The organism is Pseudomonas izuensis (assembly GCF_002356535.2).
Lineage (GTDB): Bacteria > Pseudomonadota > Gammaproteobacteria > Pseudomonadales > Pseudomonadaceae > Aquipseudomonas > Aquipseudomonas izuensis.
In genome coordinates, this window is sequence record NZ_AP017423.2 from 3,211,285 (window position 1) to 3,233,144 (window position 21,860).

Annotated in this window: 19 protein-coding genes; 18 read left to right on the top strand and 1 reads right to left on the bottom strand. The window is 59.1% G+C overall.

Features of this window, described 5'->3' with window-relative positions:
• Positions 1-289 precede the first annotated feature (289 nt).
• The 15 genes from LAB08_RS14370 (at position 290) to LAB08_RS14440 (ending at position 17,331) form a co-directional block, all read left to right on the top strand.
• A complete protein-coding gene (locus tag LAB08_RS14370) occupies positions 290-1,180 on the top strand; it encodes a VOC family protein (protein WP_096511564.1) in 891 nt (296 codons plus the stop codon).
• 46 nt (positions 1,181-1,226) lie between these two features.
• Positions 1,227-1,763 (top strand): flavin reductase family protein, encoded by a 537-nt coding sequence (locus tag LAB08_RS14375; RefSeq protein ID WP_096511563.1) that lies wholly within the window; start codon positions 1,227-1,229, stop codon positions 1,761-1,763.
• Between the two features lie 53 nt (positions 1,764-1,816).
• Positions 1,817-3,037: an acyl-CoA dehydrogenase family protein gene (locus LAB08_RS14380; protein ID WP_096511562.1), complete on the top strand. Its 1,221-nt coding sequence runs from the start codon at positions 1,817-1,819 to the stop codon at positions 3,035-3,037.
• A gap of 107 nt (positions 3,038-3,144) precedes the next feature.
• The gene (locus LAB08_RS14385) at positions 3,145-4,821 is read left to right on the top strand and encodes a DUF1302 domain-containing protein (protein ID WP_096511561.1); all 1,677 of its coding nucleotides are present in this window, start codon (positions 3,145-3,147) and stop codon (positions 4,819-4,821) included.
• A gap of 10 nt (positions 4,822-4,831) precedes the next feature.
• On the top strand, positions 4,832-6,199 hold the full coding sequence (locus tag LAB08_RS14390) for a DUF1329 domain-containing protein (RefSeq protein ID WP_096511560.1): 1,368 nt from the start codon (positions 4,832-4,834) through the stop codon (positions 6,197-6,199).
• Between the two features lie 58 nt (positions 6,200-6,257).
• Positions 6,258-7,322, top strand: coding sequence for a WD40/YVTN/BNR-like repeat-containing protein (locus tag LAB08_RS14395; RefSeq protein WP_096511559.1), 1,065 nt, complete (start codon positions 6,258-6,260; stop codon positions 7,320-7,322).
• Positions 7,323-7,352: 30 nt separating this feature from the next.
• Complete coding sequence (locus LAB08_RS14400; protein WP_096511558.1) at positions 7,353-9,773, top strand: efflux RND transporter permease subunit; 2,421 nt, start codon at positions 7,353-7,355, stop codon at positions 9,771-9,773.
• Positions 9,770-10,225: a GlcG/HbpS family heme-binding protein gene (locus LAB08_RS14405; protein WP_096511557.1), complete on the top strand. Its 456-nt coding sequence runs from the start codon at positions 9,770-9,772 to the stop codon at positions 10,223-10,225. The genes LAB08_RS14400 and LAB08_RS14405 overlap by 4 nt, the downstream gene beginning before the upstream one ends.
• 27 nt (positions 10,226-10,252) lie before the next feature.
• Positions 10,253-11,041, top strand: a complete 789-nt coding sequence (gene dmpE / locus LAB08_RS14410; RefSeq protein WP_096511556.1) for a 2-oxopent-4-enoate hydratase — start codon at positions 10,253-10,255, stop codon at positions 11,039-11,041.
• 13 nt (positions 11,042-11,054) lie between these two features.
• Positions 11,055-11,993 (top strand): acetaldehyde dehydrogenase (acetylating), encoded by a 939-nt coding sequence (locus LAB08_RS14415; protein WP_096511555.1) that lies wholly within the window; start codon positions 11,055-11,057, stop codon positions 11,991-11,993.
• 10 nt (positions 11,994-12,003) lie between these two features.
• On the top strand, positions 12,004-13,017 hold the full coding sequence (dmpG, locus tag LAB08_RS14420; protein ID WP_096511554.1) for a 4-hydroxy-2-oxovalerate aldolase: 1,014 nt from the start codon (positions 12,004-12,006) through the stop codon (positions 13,015-13,017).
• A 341-nt stretch (positions 13,018-13,358) separates the two neighbouring features.
• Positions 13,359-14,204 (top strand): alpha/beta fold hydrolase, encoded by an 846-nt coding sequence (locus tag LAB08_RS14425; protein WP_096511553.1) that lies wholly within the window; start codon positions 13,359-13,361, stop codon positions 14,202-14,204.
• Between the two features lie 98 nt (positions 14,205-14,302).
• Positions 14,303-15,379 carry an SMP-30/gluconolactonase/LRE family protein gene (locus tag LAB08_RS14430; RefSeq protein ID WP_096511552.1) on the top strand — a complete coding sequence of 359 codons (1,077 nt, stop codon included), beginning with the start codon at positions 14,303-14,305 and terminating at the stop codon, positions 15,377-15,379.
• Between the two features lie 143 nt (positions 15,380-15,522).
• Positions 15,523-16,989, top strand: coding sequence for an FAD-dependent tricarballylate dehydrogenase TcuA (gene tcuA / locus LAB08_RS14435; RefSeq protein ID WP_096511551.1), 1,467 nt, complete (start codon positions 15,523-15,525; stop codon positions 16,987-16,989).
• Positions 16,990-17,031: 42 nt separating this feature from the next.
• The gene (locus LAB08_RS14440) at positions 17,032-17,331 is read left to right on the top strand and encodes a hypothetical protein (RefSeq protein ID WP_157755702.1); all 300 of its coding nucleotides are present in this window, start codon (positions 17,032-17,034) and stop codon (positions 17,329-17,331) included.
• Between the two features lie 162 nt (positions 17,332-17,493).
• Here the strand turns inward: LAB08_RS14440 and LAB08_RS14445 are convergent, their stop codons facing one another.
• Positions 17,494-18,429, bottom strand: a complete 936-nt coding sequence (locus tag LAB08_RS14445) for a LysR family transcriptional regulator (protein WP_096511549.1) — start codon at positions 18,427-18,429, stop codon at positions 17,494-17,496.
• Positions 18,430-18,599: 170 nt separating this feature from the next.
• Between LAB08_RS14445 and gtdA the strand changes: the two genes are divergently transcribed.
• The 3 genes from gtdA to LAB08_RS14460 all read left to right on the top strand — a co-directional run bounded on the left by gtdA (position 18,600) and on the right by LAB08_RS14460 (position 21,839).
• Entirely contained in the window at positions 18,600-19,649 is a 1,050-nt protein-coding gene (gene gtdA / locus LAB08_RS14450; RefSeq protein WP_096511548.1) for a gentisate 1,2-dioxygenase, read from the top strand.
• A gap of 29 nt (positions 19,650-19,678) precedes the next feature.
• Entirely contained in the window at positions 19,679-20,377 is a 699-nt protein-coding gene (locus tag LAB08_RS14455; protein ID WP_096511547.1) for a fumarylacetoacetate hydrolase family protein, read from the top strand.
• 82 nt (positions 20,378-20,459) lie between these two features.
• Complete coding sequence (locus tag LAB08_RS14460) at positions 20,460-21,839, top strand: MFS transporter (RefSeq protein WP_096511546.1); 1,380 nt, start codon at positions 20,460-20,462, stop codon at positions 21,837-21,839.
• Positions 21,840-21,860 lie beyond the last annotated feature (21 nt).

The following is a 21,860-nucleotide window of genomic DNA, read 5'->3' on the forward strand; positions in this document are numbered from 1 at the left end:
TGTGCAATCGAGCAATATTTTTTTTCCGACCCGGTATTCGCGAAAATCCTTGAATGAAATTCGGAATCTTCGAATTTTCTGAAATTTTCCTGCCTGCATGAAAACACCGATTAAGGCGCAAAGTTCGTCAACGGCATTTCGTAACTATCTGATTATTAGGTAATAAAAATTTTGCGTCGCACACTTCAAAATGCTGGCACAGCGCTTGCTCTTGTCCTTTTAACAGCTGCTCTTCCAGGGCTTTCCCAAAAAAGAGCAGAACAACAAAAACAAGATGAGGTGCAGGCAAGTGGCAGAAATTCACTCGTTGGCCTACGCAGGATTCGGTGTAAGTGACCTTGATAGATGGCAGTGGCTAGCCACCGAGATTATCGGCATGCAAGTGGCCACGCGGGACGAGCACGGGCTGACATTGCGCATGGATGAATACGCCCAGCGTTTCTTCCTCGAAAAAAATCCGATCGACGACATTCTGGTGGCTGGCTGGCAGTTTCGCAGCGAGCAGGAGCTTGAGAGTTACATCGGCGAATTGCGTGAAAAAGGCGTGCCGGTCGAAGTGCTTTCCAGGGATGTGTTGCAACGGCGCAAGGTCGAGAAAGCCTACAGCTGTCAGGACCCGAACGGTTTTACTCACGAGTTTTTCTTCGGCCACAGCGAAGCCGGTCTCAATGACGTGTTTCGTTCGAAAGTGCTCAAAGGCCCATTTGTCACCGGCGACCTGGGCATCGGCCACCTCTTGCCGTTCGCCAAGAACGGGCCGGAAACGGTGAGTTTTTATAAGGATGTCCTGAAACTGCGAGTCAGCGATTACATCCGTGAGGAAGTGCAGCCGGGCATGGTGGTGGATGCCACTTTTTTCCATACCGCAACGGGTCGCCACCATTCCATCGCCACCGCGCAGGCGCCGAGCCCCAAGGTGCTTAACCATTTCATGGTCCAGGTACAGAACATGGACGACGTCGGGATGGCCTACGACCGCTGCGTCAAGGCGGGCATTCCAATCATTCTCGAGCTCGGTCATCACCCAAATGACAAGACCTTTTCCTTCTACGCCCAGACCCCTTCGGGTTTCAACTTTGAAATGGGTTGGGGGGGCGTCGTCATTGACGATGAGCACTGGGAAGTGAAGGCGTTCAACAAAATGAGCGACTGGGGTCACAAACGCAACGTCGTTCTCTGATCCGCATGAGGGCCATCCGCGCCTGCGACACAGTGAGGTTTTCCAGATGTTAAACGCCATTCAATCGAGCAGTACGCCAACAGTGATTGCGCCAACGGTTGCAACCGCTGATTTCTGTAAAGGCATGCGCCACCTGGCCGGTGCCTGTGTGGTGATCGCCAGCGGCACTGACAGCGAAAGAGCCGGGCTGACGGCCACGGCGGTGTGTTCGATCACCGCCGACCCACCGCGCCTGCTGATCTGCGTGAACCGTAATGTTCGTGCTCATGAAGTGATTCAGCGTGCCGGTGCTTTCAGCATCAACGTGCTGGCCCATGACCAGGAACTCATAGCCAAGCGCTTTGCCGGGATGGTCGAGGGGGTCAGCGGCGAGGCGCGTTTTGCCGAAGGCTGCTGGGAGTCGGGGGTTACCGGCGTGCCGTTGCTCGAAGACGCACTGGTGAGTTTCGAGTGCCGGTTGGAGCAAGTGATACCGGCCAGCACCCACGACATGTTCATCGGTGAAGTGGTGGGTGTTCGGGCGCTGCAAGAACAGGACGGCCCCTTGGTGTACTTCAACAGCAAGTTCGCCGCTCTCAAGTAAATCCTGACAACTCGCGACATGCACACACAACAATAAACAAGAGATCACAGACCATGAATAACTTCGTCATGCCAACCGAGGCTGTGGATGCCCAGGCGATTCCGAGTGAAGCGCAATTGCTTGAGCGCGCTCGCGGGTTGATCCCGATGCTGATGGAAAAAGCCGAGTCGGTGGAACACAACCGCATGGTGTCCAGAGAGACCATCGCGGCGTTCGTTGACGCCGGTTTCTTCAAGATCCTCCAACCCAGCCAATATGGTGGCTGGGAGATGAATCCCGCGGTGTTCTACAAAGTCCTGATGGAGCTGGGTCGTGGCTGCGGCAGCAGCGCCTGGAACATGATGATCCTGGGCATCCACCAGTGGGAATACGGCTCCTTGCCAGAGCAGGCCTGCCTGGATGCCTGGGGCGAAGACAACGCGGTGATCACCGCCTCGTCCTACCCGCCGTTCGGCAAGGTTGAAGAAGTCGAAGGCGGTTTCAACATCAGCGGCACCTGGAAGACCTCCAGCGGTTGCGATCACGGCCAATGGGCGTTCCTCGGCGGCCTGCGGCGTGATGCCAGCGGTCAGGTGATTGATCGCATGTCGATGCTGGTGCCCAGCTCCGCATGGGTCATCGAAGACGACTGGCACACCTTCGGCCTGGCCGGTACCGGTAGCAAGAGCCTGGTGATCAAGCATGCGTTCGTTCCGCATCACCGCGCCCACAGCCTGATTCAATACACCTATAGCGAGCGTCCGGCGAACTACCTGTATCCGTTCAACCAGATCTTCTTCGGCGCCGTCTCGGCGCTGATCGTGGGCATCGCCCAGGGTGGGATCGATGAGTACGTGCGCCAAATGAGTGTGCGCACCAACACCACGGACGGTGCGGGCGCGGCACTGAGCCCGTACGTCAAGGATCGCCTGGGAAATGCGGTGGTCCGGGTGCGTTCTGCCCGTGCGCGACTGCTGCAAATGCTTGCCGAGAGCAGCGAATACGTCGAGAGGCGCGAGCTGGTGCCGGTCTCTGACCGCGTGCATTACATGCTCGACATCGCCCGTGTCGGCCGCGACTGCGAAGAGGCAGTGATGTTGCTGTTCAAGGCCACTTCGGCCCGTGGCATTTATCTGAGCAATCCACTGCAGCGAATCCTGCGCGACGTCATCGCCGCATCCAACCACATTACCCAGAATGCCGATGACACGGCGGGCATGCTCGGGGCTTATCTGTTGGGGCAGCAATTGCCACCGATGCTTTTCGGCCTGGAGCCCGTGTCGCTCAACGACTGAGTCGCTGGACCGGGAGGGCAACGTTCCTCCCGGCAAGACCCGACTTCCGCTAACTCGGCGGTCACTCATAAAAACAAAAAACGGCTTACTGTCGCAGAGGTCTTTGCATGTCTAAACATCAAAAACAAGTACCCGGCACCGTGCGGGCGGTTGAGCAGCGCCTACGGTTTACTCGCCTGACGGCGACCTTGCTCAGCTGTTCAGTGTTATCCAGTGCGTATGCGATGGAGTTCGACACCGGCAATCCCGACCTGAAGGCCCGCTTCGATACTAACGTCAAATATTCCAGCGCCTGGCGCGTCAGAGACCAGCAAGACAAACTGGTCGCGGATGCGAACCTGGATGATGGCGACCGAAATTTCAACAAAGGCCTTATCTCCAACCGCCTGGACCTGTTTTCGGAGTTTGACGTCTCTTACCAGAAGGTCGGCGCACGTGTCACCGGCGCGGCCTGGTATGACGACGTGTACAACAAGGGCAACGACAACACCTCACCGGGAACCGTCAACTCCTACAGCGTACGTTACGACCAGTTCACCAAGGATACGCGCGACCTGCACGGACGGGACGCGGAGTTTCGCGATGCGTTTGTCTATGCCAACTATGACATTGGCGATGAAATGTGGGGGGTGTCGCGCCTTGGCCAGCACTCGTTGATCTACGGCGAAAGCCTGTTTTACGGAAACAACGGCATTGCCGCAGGCCAGCAACCAATCGATGCGGTGCGTGCGCTGACCGTACCCAACTCTCAGTTCAAGGAACTTGCGCTACCGGTCAAGCAGTTCTCCACCCAATTGCAGATCACTCCAACGATCTCGGTCGGCGGTTACTACCAGTTCGAGTGGGAACGTACCCGTATTCCTGGGGCTGGCAGCTATTTCAGCCCGGCTGACCTGCTCGACGAAGGTGGTGAAAGGATCGTCGTGGGACGCCTGCCGGACGGTGTGCCAGCGGCCTCCTTCTATCGCGGTAAAGACATCGAAGCTCGCGACAGCGGTCAATGGGGCGTGCAGTTGCGCTACCGCTCCGAAGCCCTGGACACCGATTTCGGCCTGTACGCCATCAACTACCACGACAAAAACTTCCAGGTTCAACTGCGTCCCGGGGTTGGAGCGGGTAGCCGCGCAGACCAGATCGGCGAATACATGCTGGTGTTCCCCGAGGACATCCGCGCCTACGGCTTCAGCGCCAACCGCGGCTTTGGTGACGTCAACATCGGGTTTGAAACCTCGGTGCGTGATAACGCACCGTTGGTCAGCCTGACCATGGTCGATCTGGCGGGCAACGGCGATAACGATGGCAACCCGCTCTATGCCGTGGGCCGAACCGCCCACGCGCAGGTCAACATGATTTACATCATGCCAACCAGTGCGTTCTGGGATACCGCCAGCCTCCTGGGCGAATTGGCCTGGAACCGCACCCTCAGCGTCGAGAAGAATCTCGACAACCTTGACCCCAATGGCACACGCGATGCCACGGCGATTCGTGTCGCATTCTCCCCGACCTATTTCCAGGTCATGAACGGTGTCGATCTCTCGGTGCCCATGGGTTTGAGCTACGGCATAGATGGACGGTCTTCCGCGGTCGGCGGTTTCAGCCAAGCCAAAGGCGGCGACTACAACATCGGCCTGACGGCGGACTACCTGAAATCGGTCACATTCACCCTGGCTTACAACGGCTATTACGGGCCTTCAGCGCCAATCAACATCAATGGCATCAAAACCTTCAAGCAGACCAATGCTGACCGGGATTTCGTGTCCTTCAGCGTCTCCCACACGTTCTGAGGATTGGACAATGCATAACAAAAAGATCGCTCAGTTGTTGACCTGTTTCACTCTTTCGCTGTCTGCCATGACCACCTACGCAGCTGTCAGCGCGGCGGACGCTCAGGCGCTAAACGGCAAGCTGACACCGATGGGCGCCGAGCGTGCCGGCAATGCCGATGGCAGCATCCCAGCCTGGACCGGTGGCTACTCCACGGTGCCGGCGGGTTATCAGCAAGGCCATCGAGCGTTCGACCCGTTTGCCCAGGACAAGCCGTTGTACACCATCACCGCCGCCAACCTGGCCAAGTACCAGGACAAGCTCAGCGACGGGGTGATCCAGTTGTTCAAGGACAACCCGCAGACGTTCCGCATCGATGTGTTCCCGACACACCGCACCGCCTCGGCGCCGCAGTGGGTGTATGACAACACCCTGAAAAACGCGACCAACGCCACCCTGGACAGTGACGGCCTGGTGGTTCACGGGGCTTACGGCGGTGTGCCGTTCCCGATGCCCAAGTCGGGTATAGAAGTGCAGTGGAACCACCAACTGCTATGGCGTGGCGACTCGACCCACAGCAAGTACAAGGTCTGGACCACCACTGCCGATGGCCAGCGGGTATTGGCCACGGCAGCCGAGGACGAAGCCCAGTATCCCTACTACTTCAAGGACGGTTCGGCGGAGTCTGCGGGCATCAACTACATGATGGCCATACAGCTGACGTACGCTCCGGCGTTTCGTGCGGGCGAGGCGCTGATGGTTCACAACGTGACGGACTACGTACAGGGCCGCACGTTGTGGCAATACCTGTCGGGTCAACGCCGGGTGCGCCGTGCCCCTAGCATCAACTTCGATACACCTAACCCTGTTGCCTCGGGCGTCAACTTCGTCGATGAAAACTTTGGCGGGTCTGGATCGCCGGAGCGTTATGACTGGAAGCTGATCGGCAAGAAGGAAATGCTCATTCCGTACAACAGCAATCAGCTGTTGGCCAACGCCGATGAGAAAGTCATGGCGCAGCGTCATGTCAACCCGGACTACATGCGCTGGGAGCTGCACCGGGTCTGGGTGGTCGAGGCGACCCTCAAGGCCGGCAAACGTCACGCGGTGCCCAAGCGCAAGTTCTACTACGACGAAGACAACTGGGGTAACGCGATCATCGACGGATGGGACGCAGAGGGCACTTTGTGGCGCACGTCCCTGACAACCCCGTTTGTTGCCCCGGACATCCCGGCGACTGTGAATTACTGCACCGGTTTCTTCCATGACCATCGTACCAAGGCCTGGATGTACAACTGCGCGTTGGGGGATGCGGGTAACGAGCAATACGCAATCACCGATCGTCGTCGTGAAAGCTTCTTCTCTCCCGAGTCGCTGACCAAGATGAGCGCCCGCTGATGTTCTTAGCGAGCCCTGGCTTCGCGGTGGGGCTCGCCTGTCTGACCGGAGGTATACGGTGAATACACACAAATATGCGCTGGCGTGCCTGCTGCTCCTGGGCGTGGTGGGTGAACTGGTGTCAGCCGCCAGCAGCACGGGTGGCAGCAAAGTGGCCGACACGCTGGAGCAGAACGCGCCGATTTCAACGCTGGCCAGCCATTCCGCGCTCAATGCCGCGGCGATGGCCGGCGAGCGGCTGGTAGTCGCCGGCATGCGGGGCGCCATTCTTTACTCCGACGATCAAGGCCAGCACTGGCAGCAAGCCAGTGTTTCGGTCTCGGTCAGCCTGACCGGCCTGTGCTTTGCCGATGCCCTCAATGGCTGGGCCGTCGGTCATCGCGGGGTGATCCTCGCCACCCGCGATGGTGGTGTCCACTGGACCCGGCAACTACAGGGCGAGCAAGCCGCCCAAGCGATTTTGCAGGTACGCCGGGACCCTGGGCAGATTGACGAGGCACGCCGCCTGGTGGACGAAGGTGCCGACAAACCGTTTCTGGCCGTGCAATGCATGGGCGATGGACGCGTGTTGGCCTTGGGGGCTTATGGCTTGGCCTTCAGCACACAAGACGCCGGTCGGAGCTGGCAGCCTGTGCTGGCGTTACTCAATGGCAGTGAGTCGCAACATCTGAACGCGGTGCAAGCCTCGGGCGGGCGGATTTATCTGGCCGGGGAGCAGGGCGCTCTGATGCGTGTCGATCAAGACCTGCAAGGATTCAAACGTTTCGCCAGTCCTTACGACGGCAGCTTTTTCGGTCTGTTAGCCACGCGTAACAACAGCCTGCTTGCGTTTGGCTTGCGTGGGCATGTGTTCCGCTCCATCGATCAGGGAGCCAGTTGGCAGTCAGTGGCCGTGGCATCGAGCAAGAGCCTGACGGCTGCTACTCAATTGCGCGACGGCTCGCTGCTGTTGGCGGATGAGTCGGGGCAAGGCTGGCTCAGCCATGACGACGGTCGCAGCTTTCGGCCGGTGGCGCCTGAACAGCGCTTCCCGCTGATCGCGCTGTTGGCCTTGCCCGATGGCGGCAGCCTGGCTGTCGGTACCCAGGGCATCACTCGTTTTCCGCCGAGCGCGTTGCGCTGAGTCGGCCGGTATAGAAAAAGGAAACTGACAATGGCTATCAGCAATTCAGATGGCTTTACCGCTATCGCCTCCCTGTCGGACTTCGACAAGTATTCAGGCAATCGCCTGGAACGCGTGCTGTTCAATCACCGGTTCCTGGTGGTCGGCTTCTGCCTGATTGTCACGGTGTTGCTGGCCGTTGCGGCCTGCCAGGTCAGGCTTAATGCCAGCTACTTGAAAACCATTCCCGCGCACCATCCCTTTACCCTCAACTATCTGGAGCATGCCCGTGATCTCAAAGGCACCGGCAATGCGTTACGGGTGGCAGTGGCGATGCGTGAAGAGGGCGATATTTTCAATGCCCGGTACATGGAAACCCTGCGCCAGCTCAATGATGAGTTGTACCTGCTCAACGGTGTCGACCGAGCCTTCATGCGTTCGCTCTGGACCCCGGCGACCCGCTGGCAAGGTGTGACCGAAGAAGGGTTCGACGGTGGGCCAGTGGTCCCCGACGGCTTTGATGGAGACGATCGAAGCCTGGATGACTTGCGCGCCAACGTCGAGCGTTCCGGAGAAGTCGGCCAACTGGTGGCGGGTGACCTGCGTTCGAGCATCATCTATTTGCCACTGTTGGAAATCGACCCGAAAACCGGTCAGGCGCTGGACTACAAACAACTTTCCGACAGCCTGGAAACGTTGCGCGACACCTATCAACAACGCGGCGTGGACATCCACATCATCGGCTTCGCCAAAGTCATGGGCGACCTGATCGATGGTCTGTATGCGGTGCTGGCGTTCTTTGCCATGGCGGTGTTGATCACCAGCGCGATCCTCTACCAATTCACCCGTTGCGTGCGCAGTACCCTGGTGGTGCAGTGCTGCACGCTGATCGGAGTGATCTGGCTGATCGGCCTGTTGCCGCTGCTGGGTTATGAGCTGAACCCGTACTCGATTCTGGTGCCATTTCTGGTTTACGCCATCGGCGTGAGCCATGGCGCACAGAAGATGAATGGCATCATGCAAGATGTCGGGCGCGGCACTCATAAGCTGATCGCGGCACGTTATACCTTCCGCCGTTTGTTTGCCGCGGGGATGACCGCGCTGCTGGCAGACGTTGTGGGGTTTGCGGTGTTATCCATCGTCGATGTGCCGGTGATCAAGGAGTTGGCGCTGATCGCCAGTCTGGGTGTAGGCATCCTGGTGTTCACCAACCTGGCCTTGTTACCGATCATGCTCTCGTTTACCGGTGTTTCACCACGAGCGGCCGCCCGTAGTCTCAAGCATGAAGCCCCGGTTGCAGGACAGCCGCCCCAACTCCTGGTGCGCCTGTTCGAGCCTTTCACCGGTCGGCGTTCGGCAGGACTGGCGATCGGTGTGGCGGTAGCGGTCGGGCTCGGCGCGTTGTGGATGGGCAAGGACTTGAAGGTTGGCGACCTCGACCCGGGCGCGCCAGAGCTGCGCGCCGATTCGCGTTACAACCTTGATAACCGGTTCATCATTGAGCATTACCAGGCTAGCAGCGATGTGTTTGTAATCATGGTCGAAACCCCGGCTGGCCGGTGTGTCGACTACTCGACCTTGCGCAAGGTCGAAGAGCTGGAATGGCGCCTGCGCGAACTGCCTGGCGTTGAAACCACCAAATCCATCGCCGGGCTGTCGCGCAAGATCAACGTTGGAATGAACGAGGGCAACTTCAAATGGGACGAGTTGCCGCCTAACCAATCGATGATCAACGCCGCCGCCATGCGCTCACCGCGCGAGCTGTTCAACGGCACCTGTAGCCTGCTGTCGATCTACGCCTACCTCAAAGACCACAAGGCCGACACCCTCGACTCTGTGGTCAAGACCAGTGCCGCCTTCGCTGAAAAATACAATGACGAGCAGACGACGTTTCTGATGGCCGCTGGTAATGCGGGGATCGAAAGCGCGACCAATATCGTGGTGAAAAGCGCCAACACACGGATGCTGCTGGGGGTGTACCTGGCGGTAACGCTGCTGTGCTTCATCGCCTTTCGCTCATGGCGCGCGGTGCTCTGCGCGGTGTTGCCGTTGATCCTCACGTCCTTGCTGGCCGAGGCGCTGATGGTCCGGCTGGACATGGGCCTGAAGGTCGCGACCTTGCCGGTGGTGGCATTGGGCGTAGGGATCGGCGTGGACTACGCGTTGTACATCCTTAGCGTCACGCTCTTCTGGTTACGCCGTGGCGAGAGCCTGGCGATGGCCTATCGGCAGGCATTGATGTTTACCGGTCGGGTGGTGGTTTTCACCGGGCTGACGTTGTCCCTGGGCGTGGTCACCTGGGTGTTCTCACCGATCAAATTCCAGGCCGACATGGGCGTTCTACTGACGTTCATGTTCCTGTGCAACATGCTCGTGGCGCTGGTCCTGGTGCCTGCATTGGCCTGCTATCTGCTGCGTCCGGCCGTACCGGTTGCGCAGCCGGCCACCTCTCTTAAGGAGCTCTGCGTATGAATCCGGACATTCCCCTGGCCGACACCCGGTTGGCCGATCCACTGAGCATGGCAACGGCCCGGTTGGCGCTGGACACCGCTTTGCAATACGCCAGCAACCATGGTTGGCGGGTCAGCGTTGCGGTACTGGACGGTGGCGGGCATCTACTGGCCTTCGGTCGAAGCGCCGGTGCGCCATTGCACACCATCGATCTGGCGCAGGACAAGGCACTGACCGCGGTCTCTTTCGCCTTGCCCACGGCCGATGTCGGCAAGCGCTTGCGTGATGCCCCCGAGCATGTCCGACAGTGTTTGATTCTGCGGCCACGATTGGTGCCGATGGGCGGCGCGTTGCCTTTGCATCTGGGCGATCGCCTGGTCGGCGCAATCGGCGTGTCCGGCGCCAGTGAAGAGCAGGATTGCGACTGTGCGACGGCGGGCTACGACGCTATCACCCAAAACCAGTACCGATAGTTTTTGCCAGAAATCAGGAGCCATTACGTGAACTATTCAAGCGTCGACACACAACATCTGGGCGACAAGCTATTCAATGCGCTTGTCGAAGCGCAGGCCATCGCGCCACTGACAGAGAGCTATCCGGATTTGACCCTGGAGCAGGCCTATCAGATCCAGCAGCACCTGATCGGCCGCCGCGTTAGCAGCGGTGAGCGGATCATCGGCAAAAAAATCGGCGTCACCAGTCAGGCGGTCATGGACATGCTTGGCGTGCGCCAGCCGGACTTCGGCCAGTTGACCGATGCCATGGTCGTCGAGCAGGGCAGCAGTGTCGCCATGGCCGGGCTGATCCAGCCCAAGGCCGAGGGCGAGATTGCCTTTGTCCTCAAGCACGATCTGTCAGGACCCGGTATCACCGTGGCTGACGTTCTACGGGCTACAGAGGGCGTCATGGCGTGCTTCGAGATCGTCGATTCGCGAATCCGCGACTGGAAAATCAAGATCCAGGACACGGTGGCGGATAACGCTTCGTGCGGTGTGTTCGTGCTCAGCGATCGCCTGGTCAGCCCACGGGAATTGGACCTGTACACCACAGGCATGGTGCTGGAGAAAAACGGCCGGATCGTCGGCACCGGCGCCGGAGCCGCGACCATGGGCTCGCCGGCTATCGCCGTAGCGTGGCTGGCCAATACCTTGGGCCGCCTGGGGATGAGCCTGAAGGCGGGAGAGGTGATTCTGTCAGGTGCGCTGTCTGCGATGGTGCCAGTGGTGGCCGGCGATAACTTGCGGGTGAGCATTGCCGGTATCGGCAGTTGCTCGATTCGTTTCGACTGAGGTTGCTTAACACATGAACACCAAACTCAAAGTAGCCATTATCGGTTCCGGCAACATCGGCACCGACCTGATGATCAAGATCCTGCGCAATGCCCAGCACCTGGAAATGGCGGTGATGGTCGGCATCGACCCGGCCTCCGACGGCCTGGCCCGCGCCCAACGCATGGGCGTGGCGGTGACCCATGAAGGCGTCGAAGGCTTGACCCGCATGGACGTGTTCAAGGACATCGACTTCGTCTTCGATGCCACCTCGGCCGGCGCCCATGTGAAGAACGATGCGTTCCTGCGCGCGATCAAACCCGGCATCCGCCTGATCGACCTGACGCCCGCTGCCATCGGCCCGTACTGCGTGCCGGTGGTCAATCTGGAACAGAATCTGGAGCAGCTCAACGTCAACATGGTCACCTGCGGTGGCCAGGCGACCATCCCGATGGTTGCGGCGGTTTCACGCGTGGCCAAGGTACATTACGCCGAGATCGTCGCTTCAATTGCCAGCAAATCCGCCGGCCCCGGCACCCGCGCCAACATCGACGAATTCACTGAAACCACCTCCAAGGCCATCGAAGTAATCGGCGGCGCCGCCAAAGGCAAGGCGATCATCGTGATGAACCCGGCCGAGCCGCCGCTGATGATGCGCGACACCGTGTTTGTGCTCTCCGAAGCCGCCGATCAGGCGCTGGTCGAAGCCTCGATTGTCGAGATGGCGGGGGCGGTGCAGGCCTATGTGCCGGGTTATCGGCTGAAGCAAAAAGTGCAGTTCGACGTCATCCCCGAGGACGCGCCGCTGAACATTCCCGGCCTGGGTAAATTCTCCGGGCTGAAGACCTCGGTGTTCCTCGAAGTCGAAGGCGCCGCCCATTACCTGCCGGCCTACGCCGGCAATCTCGACATCATGACCTCCGCAGCCTTGGCCACCGCCGAGCGCATGGCGCAGTCGATGCAACAGGCCTGAGGAGACCGACATGAACGGCAAGAAAATCTACATCTCTGACGTGACCCTGCGCGACGGCAGCCACGCGGTCCGTCACCAGTACTCACTGCAGAATGTGCAGGACATCGCCCGCGCCCTGGACAAGGCCAAAGTCGATTCCATCGAAGTCGCCCACGGCGATGGCTTGCAAGGCTCCAGCTTCAACTACGGCTTTGCCGCGCACACCGATCTGGAATGGATCGAAGCCGCCGCCGACGTGATTCAGCACGCGAAAATCACCACCTTGCTGCTGCCCGGCATCGGCACCGTGCATGACCTCAAGGCGGCCTACAATGCCGGGGCCCGGGTGGTGCGCATCGCCACCCATTGCACCGAGGCCGACGTCTCGAAACAGCACATCGAGTACGCCCGCGAGCTGGGCATGGACACCGTCGGCTTCCTGATGATGAGCCACATGATCCCGGCCGAGCAATTGGCCGCCCAGGCCAAGCTGATGGAAAGCTACGGCGCCACCTGCGTGTACATGGCCGACTCCGGGGGCGCGATGAACATGCAGGACATCCGTGATCGCTTCCGGGCGTTCAAGGCCGTGCTCAAGCCGGAAACCGAAACCGGCATGCACGCCCACCACAACCTGAGCCTGGGCGTGGCCAATTCGATCACGGCGGTCGAAGAAGGCTGCGACCGCATCGACGCCAGCCTCGCCGGCATGGGTGCCGGCGCCGGCAACGCGCCGCTGGAGGTGTTCATCGCCGCCGCCGAGCGCCTGGGCTGGAACCACGGCACCGACCTTTACACGCTGATGGACGCCGCCGACGACATCGTGCGCCCGCTGCAAGACCGTGCGGTGCGAGTCGACCGCGAGACGCTGGCGCTGGGGTATGCCGGGGTCTACTCGAGCTTCCTGCGCCACGCCGAAATCGCCGCCGCCAAGTACGGCCTTAAGACCCTCGACATCCTCGTCGAACTGGGCAAGCGGCGGATGGTCGGCGGACAGGAAGACATGATCGTCGACGTGGCGCTGGATCTGCTCAAACAGCGCTGACCCCCAATAACCTGTAGGAGCAAAGCTTGCTCGCGATGGCGGCGGGTTAGCCAATGGCGATGTTGGATGTGCCGACGCTATCGCGAGCAAGCTTTGCTCCTACAGGGCGATCACACGTTCAGGTATTGAGCGGTTTCATTTTTTTCATCGTGAAATTAATGAACCTTCAAAAAATTCTGATTCTTCGAGCGTGGGCATCCCTCTCGAAAGGCTCGCTCACGACTACGAACAAGACTCAAGGGTCTGATAAATAACGATTTAAGTTTGCAATAAAAATCATTGAAGTAACTGGCACAGACGTTGCTCTCGACCTTACATCCATAACAACAAGGACTCAAAAGATGACTCGATTCACCCAAGAAAACACCAGCAAATTCGTGCAGACCCCTGAGTGGAAGATGCATTACAACGAGGCCGGAGAAGGTCCTGTCGTGATCATGGTCCATGGCTCCGGTGCGGGTGCCACGGGTTGGGCCAACTTTCACCGCAACATCGATGCATTTGTCGATGCCGGTTATCGCGTCATCCTCATGGACTGCCCAGGCTTCGGCAAGTCGGACCCTCTGGTTACCGCCGAGCCACGCTTTGTCATTAATGCACGGGCGATCAAGGCGTTGATGGATGGGTTGGACATCGACAAGGCGCACCTGGTGGGTAATTCCATGGGCGGTGGTAGCGCGCTGGGTTTTGCCGTCGACTATCCGGAACGTCTGGATAAAATGATCCTGATGGGCTCGGGTGGAGTAGGGCGCACCAGCCTGTTCACCCCGTTGCCGATGGAAGGCATCAAGTTGCTCTTCGGCGTGTACCGCGACCCGAGCCTGGAAAACCTGAAGAAGATGCTGGATGTGTTTGTCTATGATTCCAGCGCCCTGACCGAAGAACTCATCAGCCTGCGCCACAAGAGCATCCTGGCAAACCCTCAGCATTTGGAAAACTTCCTCAAGAGCATCGATCTGAGCAAGTTCCAGATGGGCGATTTCACCGCCAACCTTCCGGACATCAAGCATCCAACCCTGATCACCTGGGGCCGTGATGACCGTTTCGTGCCTATCGACTGGAGCCTGAAGCTGCTCAACGGCCTGCCGGACGCGCGCTTGCATGTATTCAGCAAGTGCGGCCACTGGGCCCAGTGGGAACATGCGGACGCGTTCAACCGCCTGGTCATCGACTTCCTGGATAACTAAGTCCTGGTGCATTCCTCTCGCTGCCATGGCGGCGAGAGGGTTGCAGCCGTCTTGTCCCCGCATATAAACGCATAACCAGAACAAAACGGGGTTGGATCATGTTTGACATACGTTTGGCCAGTGCGGCCTTCGCGCTGGCTGTCAGCAGCGCTGCCTATGCCGCTCCACCTGAGGTACCCGCGTGTGTCGCGCAAAGCGATTACACGCCAATTTGCGGCATGGCGCCCGCAGAGGATCTGGAGCTTTCGCCTGATGGCCGTTTCCTGTTCCTGAGTACCACTCCGGGACTGGCTGCCAGCCATCGAAGCCGTTTGCGGGTCATGGAACTGGCTTCCCGCACCGTCACCGATATGGTCATAGAGCGGCAGGCAACAGCAGGTTGGGGGGAGCCTTCGTGCGAGGCGCCGCAAGGTACTGTCGGAGCCCACGGCATTCATTTATCCAAACGTGCCGATGGGCGATCACAATTGCTGGTGGTCAATCACAACGGTCGAGAGGCCGTCGAATTTTTCGAGCCCAAGAGCGACGGAATAAGCTGGAAGGCCATCTGGCGTGGCTGCGTCGAAAGTCATGACGGCACGATGCTCAATGACGTAGCGGCCACTGCCGGCGGCGGTTTCGTGGTCACTGCGATGTTCAGCTTCAAAGCATTGAAAGACGATCCGCGGTTGGACCAATTGCTCGATGGCCGTGACACCGGACACTTGCTTGCCTGGCACCCCAGTGAGGGACTGCACCGCCTGCCTAACAGCCAGGCACCAGCACCCAATGGCATTCAGGTCAGCCCGGATGGCCAGTCTCTATGGTTCGCCGCGTGGCCGGGCAGGGGAGTCTGGCAGTACGATTTAAAGCAACAAAAAGTCGTCAGCAAGATCGCCCTCAATTTCTTGCCGGACAACCTGACCTCGGCAGCGAATGGCCAATTGCTTACGGCCGGTGTGCCGGATAAAGAGACCTTTCGCAGGTGCTTCCTCAGGCACGACGAGTTCTGCCCCAGCGCGACGGTGGTGGCGTTGATCAATCCTCTCATGGGTTCCAGTCGTGAACTGCTTCGTGCCCGGGAAGGGGCGTTGTATGGCGCTTCTACTGCATTGCAGGTCGGTCGCGATGTGTTCGTTGGTGCATTTGCCGGTGATCGCCTGTTGCTGTTACCCGAAGCGCTGCCGGCTTTTTAAGCCAACCCAACTTCTTGCCGCGCACTCGATGCCGCGGCGTCAACTTTCGCATTTGTTGAAAAGCCTATTTGGCCGGGCAGGCTAATTCTCCTGCACGGGCCTGCGGATAATGGGCGGGTGAAATCCACACATCTGGAGCGGATATGCAACCTTACGACGTCATCGTATTGGGCAGCGGCAATGCCGGGCTTTGCGCAGCCCTTTCGGCTCGCGAACAAGGGGCGCGAGTGGCTTTGCTTGAACGCGCACCGAGAGAGCAGCGGGGCGGTAATTCAGCACACACCGGAGGCGCTTTTCGCGTGGCGTATCGGGGCATTGAGGACTTGCGCTGCCTGATGCCAGACCTGCTTGAGAGTGAAATCCAGAACAGTGATTTTGGCGCCTATACCCAGGACGATTTTTTCGGTGAGCTGGCTTCCATGAGCCAATACCGCACCGACCCGCAAGTGTTGGATACCGTAGTGACCAAGAGCCTGGATACCTTGCAGTGGATGACCGGCAAGGGGGTGCGCTTTATGCCTATTTATGGTCGTCAGGCGTTCAAGGTGGATGGCAAATTCCGCTTTTGGGGCGGACTGACCATCGAGGTTTCCGGTGGCGGCCTGGGGTTGGTCGATGCCTTGTTTCGCCGCGTGGAGAAAGATGGCGTGGAGGTTTTCTACGACTGCCGTACCCAACGCATTAGCCGCGACCCTGACGGCTTGTGGCAGCTGCATTGCGCCGATGGCCGCCAGTTTTGCGCTCGCGCGCTGGTGCTCGCAACAGGTGGCTTTCATGCCAATCTGCAATGGCGCACCCAGTACCTGGGGCCTGGATGGGACCTGGCCAAGGTCCGGGGCTCGCGCTACAACACCGGTGATGGCATCCGCATGGCTCTGGATGCGGGCGCGGTGGCGCACGGCAACTGGTCTGGTTGCCACGCCGTGTTCTATGACGTCAACGCCCCGCAAATGGGCGACTTGAATTGTCTCAATCAGCAAAAAAACTACTTCCACCTGGGCGTTGTGGTCAATTCGGACGGCAAGCGCTTCATCGACGAAGGCCAGGATTTTCGCAACTACACCTATTCCAGCATGGGCGCCAAGGTCATGGCGCAACCAGGGGGAGTGGCCTGGCAGATCTTCGACCAACACAGTCACGAGTTGCTGCCCGATGAGTACCGCGGACGCCAAGTGACACGGATCCAGTCGGCGACCCTTCAAGGCCTGATCGAGCAAATGGAGGGCGTCAACGGTCCCGCCGCTCTTCATACCCTCGAAACCTACAATGCAGCCGTGCAGCTTGATGTGCCGTTCAACCCTGCTATTCGTGACGGTCGCTCGACTCAAGGGCTGGAAGTACCCAAGTCCAACTGGGCCAACCCGTTGAATCGGCCGCCATTCGTGGCCTACGCGGTGACTTGCGGCATCACCTTCACGTTTGGTGGTTTGAAGGTCAGCAGCCAGGCCCAGGTGCTGGACGAAGAGGATCAACCGATCGACGGGCTGTATGCAGCGGGTGAACTGGTGGGCAACCTTTACTACGTCAAGTACGCAGGAGGGGCGGGGCTGACATCAGGTTCCGTGCTGGGGCGCATCGCCGGTGCAGAGGCAGCTACAGGGCGCAGGTGAACTATGCGCCTTCCAAAGTGGCCAAAAATCACGCGCCCGATAATGCGCTACTGGATCGCTGGCGGATGGGTGTTTGTCTGGATGATGTTGGTGCTGGTGGTGATTCTATTGGAGGCAGGCGACAGGTCGATCTCTGACTGGATGTCTGAGGTCGACTTATTCTCGCTTGAAACAAACAGAGCAAAATCTGAACCTGTTCCTGGAACGGACCGCGCAGTGTCGATTGAGCAGCAGGCAGGGCAGGATAAATCGCAAAATTCCCCCGGGTTTGATAGCACCGATGCCTATCATCGACAGTTCGAACTCTGGGGCGGTGCTCAATGGTTATTGCATAGCAATTGAGTATTGTCGCGCAATGCTGCTCATACAGGCGGAGGCGGACTCAGGCGTTGACAGCCAGAGGCTGTAGCCCTCGCCGCAGGACAGTCATCGAAGCCCGACGCGCCCAGACTGGGACGCAGGCTTTTTCCAAGGAAGGGAATGAAGGGACATTGCGTCCCTCATTCAACGTGCATCCGGAAACTCGGTTTCAGTGGTGGCTGCATGGCGCAGGCTCTCGAGCAGGTCGATCAATCCAGGGTCGCTATCTGTGCCTTCTCGCCAGCACATACCCAAGGCGCCAAGGGCGTCGAGTTCAAACTCAAGGGGAACAATCAGGCCTCGGTCTGTGAAGTGATCGGCGACGCGGTCTGAGGCGATCGACAACATGTCGCTCAATTGCAGCATCCACAGGTTTGCGATGAGCGAGGAGGACTCGATCCTGTAAGCCAGGGGCCGCTGGCCGGCGCTGGTCAGCGCTGTGTCGAGCTTGCTGCGAATGGGGGTTCCCACAGGCCACATGATCCAGTCGTGTGCCTGTAAGTCTGTCCAATCGATAACCCGCTGGTGTGTAAGAGGATGCCCGGGCCTGCAGATCACGCGCATGGTTTCCTGGTACAACAACTCGCTGCGCAAGCTCTGACGCGGGGCAAAGTTGTCGAATCGCCCGACTACCAGGTCCAGTTGCCCTTGCTCCAGCCGTTCGAGCAAGACGTCCATGGTGTTCTCTTGCAGTTCGACCTGGGCATTAGGGTGCAAGTGTAAAAACTGCATGATGGCGGCGGGCACAAGATTGGGTGCAGAGGCGGGTGAAGCACCGATGGAAACCCGGTAGGAACTGCCTTCGAGCATCGCGGCGAGGTTTTGCTGAGCCCGATCCATTTCACTGAGCACGCGTTGCGCGTGCCTCAATAACATCAAGCCTTGGGGCGTTGGCTTAAGCCCACGCGCATGTCGCTCGAACAGCGGCGTACCCACGCTTTCCTCCAATTCCTTGAGCCATTTCGACAGCGCCGGCTGGGTCGTGAACGTCACGCGCGCCGCTTCGCTGACGCTGCCCGTCTCTGCGAGGCTGACCAGTGTTTGCAGGTGATTAAGCCGCAGTCTGCGCGTCCATTCCATCGTGGTATGCCTTTATTAATATAGCTTCATCCAAAAATACCATTATTCCAGCATGGATCGCTGCAAGATAATTCAGCGAGATGCGGCCTTCTGTGTATGTGAGCCGCTCATTTGTGCATCAAGCCCTGCTAACGGGTTTGAAGCTTCGGGTAACTCGCGAGGGTGTCTTGATGAATAATAAAAGTGACGAGGTGCGCGCCGATTTTTATCGCCGCATAGACCAACATCATCTCTTTCCACTCTGGGAACAACTTCACAATCTGGTCCCCAAAGAGCCTGCCGATGCCTGCATCGGGGCCTTGTGGCGCTATCGGGAATTGCGTCCGTACCTGACTGAAGCGGGCCGGTTGATCACCGCCGAGGAAGCGATTCGCCGAGTGTTGGTGCTGGAGAACCCGGCCATTCGGGGGGCGGCCTCCATCACCACCAGCCTCTATGCCGGGCTGCAAATGATCCTGCCGGGCGAAATCGCGCCAAGCCACCGCCACAGTCAGTCGGCGTTGCGCTTTGTGGTCGAAGGGCGTGGCGCCTTCACCGCCGTAGACGGCGAGCGCACCACCATGGAACCGGGCGACTTCATCATTACGCCGTCCTGGACCTGGCACGACCATGGCAACCCGACAGAGGCCGAAGGGGGCGAGCCGGTGATTTGGCTCGATGGCCTGGACATCCCGATGGTGCGGTTCTTCGGTGCCGGTTTCGCCGAGAACTACGAAGAACCCGTTCAGCCGCTGACACGGCCAGAAGGCAACAGCCTCGCGCGCTATGGCATGAACCTGCTGCCAGTGCGGCATGCATCGCGGTCGAAGACATCACCGATTTTCAACTATCCCTATTCGCGCACCCGCGAGACGCTCGACACCCTGCTGCGTCAGGATCAGGTCGACCCATGGGATGGGGTGAAGATGCGCTACATCAACCCGCAGACCGGTAGTTGGGCCATGCCGACGATTGCAGCCTTCATGCAGATTCTTCCCCGCGGCTTCAGTGGCCAGACCTATCGCAATACCGACGCCACCGTTTTTTCCGTAGTGCAAGGCAAGGGCAGCGTCAGCATTGCCGGGCAGCGCCATGAATTTGAAGCGCGCGACATCTTCGTGGTGCCTAGCTGGGCAGCGGTCAGCTTTCACGCCAATGAAGAGTGCGTGCTGTTCAGCTTTTCTGACCGTCCGGTGCAGGAAGCGCTGGGCATCCTCCGTGAATCCCGCGAAACCCATTAATTCCCTTTCGTTTTCATCAGGAAATGACCATGACTTACGTTGTTGAACCTCAAGCGGTCACCGCACTGCACATCTACGGCAGTGACGACACTTTCCCGGTACGCCGCGTCTATTGCGTAGGCCGTAACTACGCCGCCCATGCGCGAGAAATGGGCTTTGATCCTGACCGTGAGCCGCCTTTTTTCTTCTGCAAACCCGCTGATTCGGTGGTGCCGGTCCAGCCTGGTCAGACCCTGGAACTGCAATACCCACGGGAAACCAGTAACTACCACTACGAGATCGAATTGGTGGTGGCGATAGGAAAGGGTGGCCGGGATATTTCCCCGGAGCAGGCCAGCAAGCACGTGTGGGGCTATGCCGTGGGTCTGGATATGACCCGCCGCGACCTGCAGATGAAAATGCGCGAGATGGGTCGCCCGTGGGAAATCGGCAAGGCATTCGATCAATCGGCGCCCATCGGCCCGCTGACCCCGGCAGCTGCTGGAGCGCACCCGCAAAGCGAGGCTATCTGGCTGCAGGTCGATGGTGAGGACAAACAGCGCAGCACTATCGACAAACTGATTTGGTCGGTCCCGGAAACCATCAGCTACCTGTCGCGCTTCTTCGATCTTCAACCCGGCGATCTGATCATGACCGGCACACCCGAAGGTGTTGGCCCTGTCGTGGCGGGGGAGTTGATGAAGGGTGGGGTGGATAACCTCGGCGAACTCAGCGTGCGCATCGTTTAAACACTGTCGGTTTGCCTGCCGGCCTTTCTCAAGTTCTGTATTCGCGCGCCACACACGTTGATGTGTCGTGCTGGAGCCGATCATGTCTTCCACTGACAAAAACAACAGTGTGGATGTACAGGATTTCATTGATAACCAGCCTGTGGCTGCCTATCAGTGGCTGATTCTGCTGCTGTGTTTTCTGGTTACGGCACTCGATGGTCTGGACACCGCGGCCGTCGGGTTTATAGCACCAGCCTTGCGTGATGAGTGGGGCTTATCCTCCTCCCAACTCAACCCGGTCATGGGCGCGGCGCTGTTGGGCTTGATGCTGGGAGCGTTCGCCGCAGGGCCGTTGGCCGATCGGGTAGGGCGCAAGACCGTGCTGCTGTTTTCGGTGCTGTTCTTCGGTTTCTGGAGTCTGGCCTCTGCCTGGGCTGGCGATGTCGAGAGTCTTGCAGTCTTGCGCTTTCTGACAGGCCTGGGACTGGGCGGGGCGATGCCGAACGCTATTACGCTCACTTCGGAGTACTGCCCGGCGCGTCGTCGGTCACTGATGATCACCAGCATGTTCTGTGGTTTTACCTTGGGCTCTGCACTGGGCGGCATCGTGGCTGCGCATATGGTTCCACTGTATGGCTGGCGCAGCGTATTGGCGCTGGGTGGTGCGCTTCCGCTGTTGTTGCTGCCGCTGCTGGTTTGGCTGTTGCCCGAATCTGTACGGTTTCTGGTTCTGCGAGGATCAGCTCATTCGCGTGTAGAACGGATTCTGCGCCGCATCGCTCCTTTACCCTCGACCTGGAATGGCCGTTTTGAGTTGGACGAATCCATGAGTGGGGAAGGGCGTACGCAATCGCCTATTCGACTGATTCTGCGCGGTGAACTGAGCCTGGGCACTTTGCTGTTATGGGCTTCGTTCTTCATGAGTTTGTTGATCATTTATCTGATGACCAACTGGCTGCCGATGCTGATCAAGGACACCGGCCTGAATCTCAGCCAGGCGGCGCTCATGGGGGCGATGTTCCAAATTGGCGGTACCTTGGGTGCGGTGATGCTCGGTAATGCCATGGACCGCTTCGACGCCTGGCGCGTGCTCACCGTCGCTTATTTCTGCGGAGCGGGGTTTCTGTGGGCGATCGGGCAGGTCTACCAGCACTTCTATCCATTGATTGCTTGCGTGGCGGCCATGGGTTTCTGCATCAGTGGTTCTCAGGTGGGAGCCAATGCCCTCGCGTCTAACTTTTATCCCACGGCCAGTCGCGCCACTGGTGTGGCATGGGCCCACGGCGTCGGACGGATCGGTTCAATTGTCGGCACCTTGGGCGGCGGCTTCATGCTCGGCATGGGCCTGGGTTTCAACGAAATTTTTACGCTCCTGATGTTGCCCGCGCTGCTGGCGGCCGGCGCTGTCTTTTGCATGGGCTGGCGCTACCGAAAAGTGGCGAGCCCCGGCGCTTTGAATCAAGCCACGACACCTCTCTGACCGTGTTTTCAGCCACAGGAA

Excerpts from the sequence above, each read along its gene's own strand:
- LAB08_RS14455 (WP_096511547.1), top strand. The coding sequence starts at position 19,679 with ATGACTTACGTTGTTGAACCTCAAGCGGTCACCGCACTGCACATCTAC.
- LAB08_RS14405 (WP_096511557.1), top strand. The coding sequence starts at position 9,770 with ATGAATCCGGACATTCCCCTGGCCGACACCCGGTTGGCCGATCCACTG.
- LAB08_RS14460 (WP_096511546.1), top strand. The coding sequence starts at position 20,460 with ATGTCTTCCACTGACAAAAACAACAGTGTGGATGTACAGGATTTCATT.
- LAB08_RS14430 (WP_096511552.1), top strand. The coding sequence starts at position 14,303 with ATGTTTGACATACGTTTGGCCAGTGCGGCCTTCGCGCTGGCTGTCAGC.
- dmpG (WP_096511554.1), top strand. The coding sequence starts at position 12,004 with ATGAACGGCAAGAAAATCTACATCTCTGACGTGACCCTGCGCGACGGC.
- LAB08_RS14385 (WP_096511561.1), top strand. The coding sequence starts at position 3,145 with ATGTCTAAACATCAAAAACAAGTACCCGGCACCGTGCGGGCGGTTGAG.
- LAB08_RS14425 (WP_096511553.1), top strand. The coding sequence starts at position 13,359 with ATGACTCGATTCACCCAAGAAAACACCAGCAAATTCGTGCAGACCCCT.
- gtdA (WP_096511548.1), top strand. The coding sequence starts at position 18,600 with ATGAATAATAAAAGTGACGAGGTGCGCGCCGATTTTTATCGCCGCATA.
- LAB08_RS14445 (WP_096511549.1), bottom strand. The coding sequence starts at position 18,429 with ATGGAATGGACGCGCAGACTGCGGCTTAATCACCTGCAAACACTGGTC.
- LAB08_RS14380 (WP_096511562.1), top strand. The coding sequence starts at position 1,817 with ATGAATAACTTCGTCATGCCAACCGAGGCTGTGGATGCCCAGGCGATT.
- LAB08_RS14400 (WP_096511558.1), top strand. The coding sequence starts at position 7,353 with ATGGCTATCAGCAATTCAGATGGCTTTACCGCTATCGCCTCCCTGTCG.
- LAB08_RS14390 (WP_096511560.1), top strand. The coding sequence starts at position 4,832 with ATGCATAACAAAAAGATCGCTCAGTTGTTGACCTGTTTCACTCTTTCG.
- tcuA (WP_096511551.1), top strand. The coding sequence starts at position 15,523 with ATGCAACCTTACGACGTCATCGTATTGGGCAGCGGCAATGCCGGGCTT.
- LAB08_RS14440 (WP_157755702.1), top strand. The coding sequence starts at position 17,032 with ATGCGCTACTGGATCGCTGGCGGATGGGTGTTTGTCTGGATGATGTTG.
- LAB08_RS14375 (WP_096511563.1), top strand. The coding sequence starts at position 1,227 with ATGTTAAACGCCATTCAATCGAGCAGTACGCCAACAGTGATTGCGCCA.
- LAB08_RS14415 (WP_096511555.1), top strand. The coding sequence starts at position 11,055 with ATGAACACCAAACTCAAAGTAGCCATTATCGGTTCCGGCAACATCGGC.